General features: G+C 74.4%; 7 protein-coding genes. 3 read left to right on the top strand and 4 right to left on the bottom strand.

What is annotated here, in order from left to right:
- The 3 genes from GPA02_RS13100 to GPA02_RS13090 all read left to right on the top strand — a co-directional run.
- Positions 1-812 (top strand): endonuclease/exonuclease/phosphatase family protein (locus tag GPA02_RS13100; protein ID WP_193567867.1); only part of this gene is annotated, 812 nt, incomplete at its 5' end.
- 51 nt (positions 813-863) lie between these two features.
- Positions 864-2174, top strand: a complete 1311-nt coding sequence (locus GPA02_RS13095) for a nicotinate phosphoribosyltransferase (RefSeq protein WP_156200515.1) — start codon at positions 864-866, stop codon at positions 2172-2174.
- Between the two features lie 64 nt (positions 2175-2238).
- Positions 2239-2676 (top strand): HIT family protein, encoded by a 438-nt coding sequence (locus GPA02_RS13090; protein ID WP_204986610.1) that lies wholly within the window; start codon positions 2239-2241, stop codon positions 2674-2676.
- Here the strand turns inward: GPA02_RS13090 and GPA02_RS13085 are convergent.
- The 4 genes from GPA02_RS13085 to GPA02_RS13070 all read right to left on the bottom strand — a co-directional run bounded on the left by GPA02_RS13085 (position 2660) and on the right by GPA02_RS13070 (position 6225).
- Entirely contained in the window at positions 2660-4444 is a 1785-nt protein-coding gene (locus GPA02_RS13085; protein WP_156200526.1) for a DEAD/DEAH box helicase, read from the bottom strand. The two genes, GPA02_RS13090 and GPA02_RS13085, sit on opposite strands and share 17 nt — an antisense overlap.
- Positions 4445-4494: 50 nt before the next feature.
- Positions 4495-4860, bottom strand: coding sequence for a DUF3039 domain-containing protein (locus GPA02_RS13080; protein ID WP_156200514.1), 366 nt, complete (start codon positions 4858-4860; stop codon positions 4495-4497).
- A 353-nt stretch (positions 4861-5213) separates the two neighbouring features.
- The gene (locus GPA02_RS13075; protein WP_156200513.1) at positions 5214-5492 is read right to left on the bottom strand and encodes an HU family DNA-binding protein; all 279 of its coding nucleotides are present in this window, start codon (positions 5490-5492) and stop codon (positions 5214-5216) included.
- A gap of 163 nt (positions 5493-5655) precedes the next feature.
- Complete coding sequence (locus GPA02_RS13070; RefSeq protein ID WP_156200512.1) at positions 5656-6225, bottom strand: pyridoxine/pyridoxamine 5'-phosphate oxidase; 570 nt, start codon at positions 6223-6225, stop codon at positions 5656-5658.
- Positions 6226-6258 lie beyond the last annotated feature (33 nt).

Below are 6258 nucleotides of genomic sequence, written 5' to 3'. Positions count from 1 at the left end.
GGCCGCGCGCGGTGGTGCCGGCGCGCCCGGTGCGGCCGCTCGTCGTCGGCGCCGGCGCGCTGGTCGCGACCGGCCTGGCCGCCGTCGGGCCGGGCGCGACGATCACCCCGGTGCCCACCGCGCAGCCGGCCGAGGGCACCACGACGGTCGCGGCGTACAACCTGCGCATGGGCTACGGCATCGACGGCCGGTTCCGGCCGCAGGACGTCGCCGAGGTGCTCGCGCAGGCCCAGGTCTCGCTCCTCAGCGAGGTCGACCGCGGCTGGTACCTCAACGGCGGGCAGGACCAGCTCGCGATCCTCGAGCGCCTGCTCGGCACGACGGGGTGGTTCGGCGCGGCCGCGGACCCCGTGTGGGGCGACGCCGTCCTCCTCGACGCCGACCGCGTGCGTCTCTCCTGGCACCCGCTGCCCTCGCACGGCGCCGTCACCGGCGCGCAGGCGCTCGTCGTCACGCCCGACGGCGGCGAGCTCACCTACGTCGCGACGCACCTGCAGCCCAACGACGACGGCGTGACGGCGCAGGCGGCCGACCTCGCCGCCGTCCTGAGCGACGTGCTCGCCGCGGGCGGGCCGGTCGTGCTGGGCGGCGACCTCAACATGGTCGAGGGCGAGCAGGCCTACGCGCTCGTCCTCGGCACCGGTCTCGTCGACGCCGACCCCGGTGGCGCCGACACCTCGCCCGCCGAGGCGCCCGAGAAGCGGATCGACTACGTGCTCGTCACCCCGGACCTCACGGTCGCCGACGTCCGCGTGCCCAGCACGCTCGCCTCCGACCACCTGCCCGTGCTCGTCACGCTCGCGACCGGCTGACACGACCGGCCGGGGCCGGCCGGCCGGCGCCGCGGGCACTAGGTTGACCCCATGTCGACGGCGTTGCTCACCGACCGCTACGAGCTGACGATGCTGCAGGCCGCGCTGGCCGACGGCACGGCCCATCGCCGCAGCGTGTTCGAGGTCTTCACGCGACGGCTGCCGCCCGGCCGCCGCTACGGCGTCGTCGCCGGGACCGGGCGCGTGCTCGAGGCGATCCGGCAGTTCCGGTTCGGCGACGCCGAGCTCGCCTGGCTGCGCGAGCAGGAGATCGTCAACGACGAGACGCTCGACTACCTCGCGAACTACCGCTTCACGGGCGACGTCTACGGCTACGCCGAGGGCGAGGTGTTCTTCCCCGGCTCGCCCGTGCTGGTCGTGGAGTCCAGCTTCGCCGAGGGCATCCTGCTGGAGACCGTGATCCTCAGCATCCTCAACTACGACTCGGCGGTCGCCTCCGCAGCGTCGCGCATGACCTCGGCCGCCGGCAGCCGGCCGTGCCTGGAGATGGGGTCGCGGCGGGCGCAGGAGCAGGCGGCGGTCGCGGCGGCGCGGGCCGCCGTCGTCGCCGGCTTCACGGGCACCTCCAACCTCGAGGCGGGCCGCTCCTACGACCTGCCGACCATCGGCACCGCGGCGCACTCGTTCACGCTGCTGCACGACGACGAGGAGGCCGCGTTCGCGTCGCAGGTCGCCGCCTACGGCACCCGCACCACGCTGCTGGTCGACACCTACGACATCCCGACCGGCGTGCGGCGCGCGATCGCCGCGGCCGGGACCGAGCTCGACGCCGTCCGGCTCGACTCCGGCGACCTCGGCGTCGTCGCGCGCGAGGTGCGCGACCTGCTCGACTCCCTCGGCGCCGCCGGCACGAAGATCGTCGTCTCCTCCGACCTCGACGAGTACGCGATCGCCTCGCTCGCCGTCGCGCCGGTCGACGCCTACGGCGTCGGCACCTCGGTGGTGACCGGCTCCGGCGCCCCGACCTGCGGCATGGTCTACAAGCTCGTCGAGCGCGAGGGCGCCGACGGCCGGATGACCGGCGTCGTCAAGGCGTCACGGGCGAAGAACTCCGTCGCGGGCCGCAAGAGCGCCGCGCGCCGCCTCGACGAGGCGGGCCGCGCCGTCGAGGAGGTCGTGCTGGCGGGGGCCGACGCGTCCTGGACACCGCCCGACGGCGACCTGCGGCTGCTGCACGTGCCGCTCGTGCGCGCCGGGCAGGTCGACGAGCGCTTCGTCGGGGCCGACGGCGTGCGGCTGGCCGCCGAGCGCCACCTCGCCTCGCGCGGCGAGCTCGGGCCGTCCGCGCGGCGGCTCTCGGCCGGCGACCCGGCGATCCCGACCACGCACGTCCAGCTCTGACGACGACGGCCGGACCTGCCGGGAGCGGCCCGCAGCGCGCAGTCCCTGGTGGCACGCTGGCCCCATGAGCCACGACCCGTCCTGCGTGTTCTGCCGGATCGTCGCCCAGGAGGCCCCGGCCCACGAGGTGCTGCGGACCCCGACGGTCGTCGCCTTCCTCGACGTGCGGCCCGTGTTCCGCGGGCACGTGCTGGTGGTGCCCGCCGAGCACGTCGTGACGCTGCCCGACCTCGCCGCCGACCGGCTGCCCGACTACATGGGCACGGTGCAGATGCTGTCGCGGGCGGTGCCGCAGGCGCTCGGCGCGCAGGGCACGTTCGTCGCGGTCAACAACGTCGTCAGCCAGAGCGTGCCGCACCTGCACACCCACGTCGTGCCGCGCACCAAGGGCGACGGCCTGCGCGGGTTCTTCTGGCCGCGCACCTCCTACGACGAGGGCGAGGCCGCCCGCACCGCCGAGCGGATCCGCACGGTGGTCGAGGAGCTCAGCTCTTCCCGATGAACCAGCCGCGGACCTTCTCGATCCGCTTCTCGATCTGCTCCGCCGTCGCCGTCGCGACCTCGCCGCCGCCGCTGTGCTGCCGCAGCCGCGTGTGCAGCACCCCGTGCGGGGTCCCGGAACGGCGCGCCCAGGCCGACACCAGCTGGTTGAGCTCCTTGCGCAGCTCCGCCAGCCGGCGGTGGTCGACGGCGGCGCGCGCCGCCTGCGAGCGCGGCGACCGCGCCACGTGCTCGGCCTGCCGCTGCCGCAGCAGCGTCGCGACCTGGTCGGCGTCGAGCAGACCCGGCAGGCCGAGGAAGTCGAGCTCCTCGTCCGACCCGACGTCGCCGCCCACACCGAACTCGCCGCCGTCGAAGAGCACCTTGTCGAAGCTGGCGTTCGCCTCGAGCGCCTCGAAGCCGGCGAGCAGCCCGTCGCTGGCGGGCTCCTCCCGGTTGGCGCGCTCGAGCGCGGCGTCGTCGAGGAGCACCTCGTCGGCGTCGGCGGAGGGCTTGCGGTCGAGCGCGTGGTCGCGCTCGGCCTCCAGCTCGCTCGCCAGCCCCAGCAGCACCGGCACCGACGGCAGGAAGATCGACGCCGTCTCGCCCCGCTTGCGGGCGCGCACGAAGCGGCCGATCGCCTGCGCGAAGAACAGCGGCGTCGCGGCGGCGGTGGCGTAGACACCCACCGCGAGCCGCGGCACGTCGACGCCCTCCGACACCATCCGCACCGCGACCATCCAGCGCTGCTCGCCCTCGCCGAACTCCTCGATGCGGCGTGAGGCGCCCGGGTCGTCGGAGAGCACGACGACCGGCGGCTCACCGGTGATCGCGCGCAGCTGGCCGGCGTAGGCGCGGGCGGCGTCCTGGTCGGTGGCGATGACGAGGCCGCCCGCGTCCGGCACCGTGCGACGCACCTCCGACAGCCGGGTGTCGGCGGCCTTGAGGACCGAGCCGATCCACTCGCCGTCGGGGTCCAGCGCGGTGCGCCACGCCTGCGCGATCTGGTCCTTGGTCATCGGCTCGCCGAGCCGTGCGCTCACCTCGTCGCCGGCCTTGGTGCGCCACCGCATCTGGCCGGAGTAGGCGAGGAAGATGACCGGGCGGACGACGCCGTCGCGCAGCGCGTCGCCGTAGCCGTAGGAGTGGTCGGCCTTCGAGCGCCGGACGCCGTCCGCGTCCGGTTCGTAGGTGATGAACGGGATCGCCGCGGTGTCCGAGCGGAACGGGGTACCGGTGAGGCTCAGCCGGCGGGTGGCGGGCTCGAACGCCTCCCGGATCGCGTCGCCCCACGACAGCGAGTCACCGCCGTGGTGCACCTCGTCGAGGATGACGAGCGTCGGCGCCGCCTCGGTGCGGGCACGGTGCAGCGCCGGGTTCGCGGCCACCTGCGCGTAGGTGAGGGCGACGCCGTCGAAGTGGGCGCCGTGGCGGCCCTGCGAGTTGCGGAAGCTCGGGTCGATGCTGATCCCGACCCGGGCCGCGGCGTCGGCCCACTGGGTCTTGAGGTGCTCGGTCGGCGCGACGACCGTGACGCGCCGCACCACGCGGGTCTCGAGCAGCTCGGCGGCCACCCGGAGCGCGAAGGTCGTCTTGCCGGCGCCCGGCGTCGCGACCGCGAGGAAGTCGCGCGGCGCGCGGGCCAGGTACTTCTCGAGCGCAGCCGCCTGCCACGCCCGCAGCCGGTTCGCCGTGCCCCACGCGGCGCGCGCCGGGTACGCGGGCGGCAGCTGCGTCGCGGCGGCCGCCGAGGGGTGCTGCGGGTGCTGGACCTGGTCGTGCGGGCGCACGCCGACGGAGCCCTGCCCCGTCGCGTGCCGCCCGGCGTCGGGCGGCGGCGTCACCAGCGCGAGCCGAGACGACCGAAGAACCCGGAGAACCCCGACCGGCCGGACCCGCCCTCGGACCCGTCACCGCCGGAGGGACCCCCACCGGTCATCGACTCGTAGATCTCCTTGCACACCGGGCACACCGGGTACTTGCTGGGATCGCGCGTGGGAGTCCAGACCTTGCCGCACAGCGCGACCACCGGGCCACCGGTGACGGCAGCGGCCGTGATCTTCTCCTTCTTCACGTAGTGCGCGTAGCGCTCGGCATCCCCCGGGGAGACCTCCTGGCGGCTCTCCTCCCGCTCGAGGACCCCGGTCGACCCGGCGGTCTGCCGGTCGGGTGCCGTGGGCGCGGTGGGAGGTAGCGGCTCGGACATGCCAGCCAGTGTACGAACCTCTCGGAGCGTTCGTGACCGCGGCGGCACCCATGGGGACATCTGCTGGTGACGGGCTGTCCGGTGGGTGTGGATGAGCGCTCAGTCGGCGGCGCCGGCGCCACGGGCGTCGGGGAGACCGATCACCCCGCCGAGTTCGTGCCTTGGTACCGAGTTCGGACCGGGCCCGGCACGAACTCGGCAGCACGGCACGAACTCGACGGGGGTCGCGGCTGCACCCACCGCTGCGACCGCCCACCTGCGAACCCCCGGGCACGACGAAGGGCCCGGGAGGCGATCCTCCCGGGCCCTTCGTGGCGAGCGCCGTCAGGGACGGGCGCTGCGGGTCAGCTGGGTCAGCCGACGGCCTTCTTGAGGGCCGAGCCGGCCGAGATCTTCACGCCGTAGCCAGCGGGGATCTTGATCTCCTCGCCCGTGCGCGGGTTGCGGCCGGTACGGGCCTTGCGCTCGACGCGCTCGACCGAGAGCAGGCCGGTCACCTTGACGGCCTCGCCCTTGCCGAGGTTCTCCACCAGGACGTCCTGGAGGGCCGACAGAGCCTTGTCGGCGTCGGTCTTGGTCAGGCCGGCCTTGTCGGCGATCGCGGCCACGAGGTCAGTGCGGTTGACGGACACGTTGTCCCCTCTTCTCTTGCTAGTGATCGCGCCCCGAACGGGGTGCGCCGGAGCCGACACTACGGCCGGAGGGCGACAAACCCGCGATCTCACGCCGTGTTTTCGGCGTGTTTCCGCCACTTAGCACTCTCAGACGCCACATCCGTCACACATGTCACACGGGTCACGCGTCGGTCGGTCGCTCCGAGGGGCGGATCCGCCGTCGTTCCCAGCCCTCGGGCCGGCGCAGGTACTCCACGCGCACGTGCGCGCGGTCGTGCGTGGCCTGCAGGAACTCCAGCCGGCGCGGCAGCACCGACCACACCTGCCAGTCGGGGTTGTCGGTGCCGTCGTAGCTCGGGCGGGCGCGCCAGTCGGCCTGACTGGTGGCCTCGTCGAGCGGCGTCACGTCGCCCGTGATCTCGACCTGCCGCCCCAGCGGACGCCAGAAGAACAGCAGCGTCGCCACCGGTCGCTGCGCGAGGTGGGTGGCTTTGCGCGACGAGAGCGAGCTGGAGAACTGGATGCCGCGCTCGTCCACGTCCTTGACGATCAGCGTGCGCGACGCCGGCACGCCGTGCTCGTCGACGGTCGTCACGGTCATCGCCGCGGCCTGCCGCTCGCCGGTGGCGATCGCCTCGTCCAGCCACGTCAAGAACAGCTCGCGCGGGTCGTCGGGGAGGCTGTCGGTGTCGAGCACCGGCAGCTCGTCGGGGAACGTGGGGAGCGCGCGCAAGGTCTCTCGGAGGCTCACCCCGGCCACGCTACGCGCAGGCGTCCGCCGCCC

The sequence above is a fragment of the Actinotalea caeni genome (assembly GCF_009733795.1).
GTDB lineage: Bacteria > Actinomycetota > Actinomycetes > Actinomycetales > Beutenbergiaceae > Pseudactinotalea > Pseudactinotalea caeni.
Note: the sequence above shows the minus strand (reverse complement) of the source record. Positions and strands in the feature narration are given on the sequence as shown.

Coding starts and splice junctions, on each gene's coding strand:
- GPA02_RS13095 (WP_156200515.1), top strand. CDS start 864: ATGTCGACGGCGTTGCTCACCGACCGCTACGAGCTGACGATGCTGCAG.
- GPA02_RS13090 (WP_204986610.1), top strand. CDS start 2,239: ATGAGCCACGACCCGTCCTGCGTGTTCTGCCGGATCGTCGCCCAGGAG.
- GPA02_RS13080 (WP_156200514.1), bottom strand. CDS start 4,860: ATGTCCGAGCCGCTACCTCCCACCGCGCCCACGGCACCCGACCGGCAG.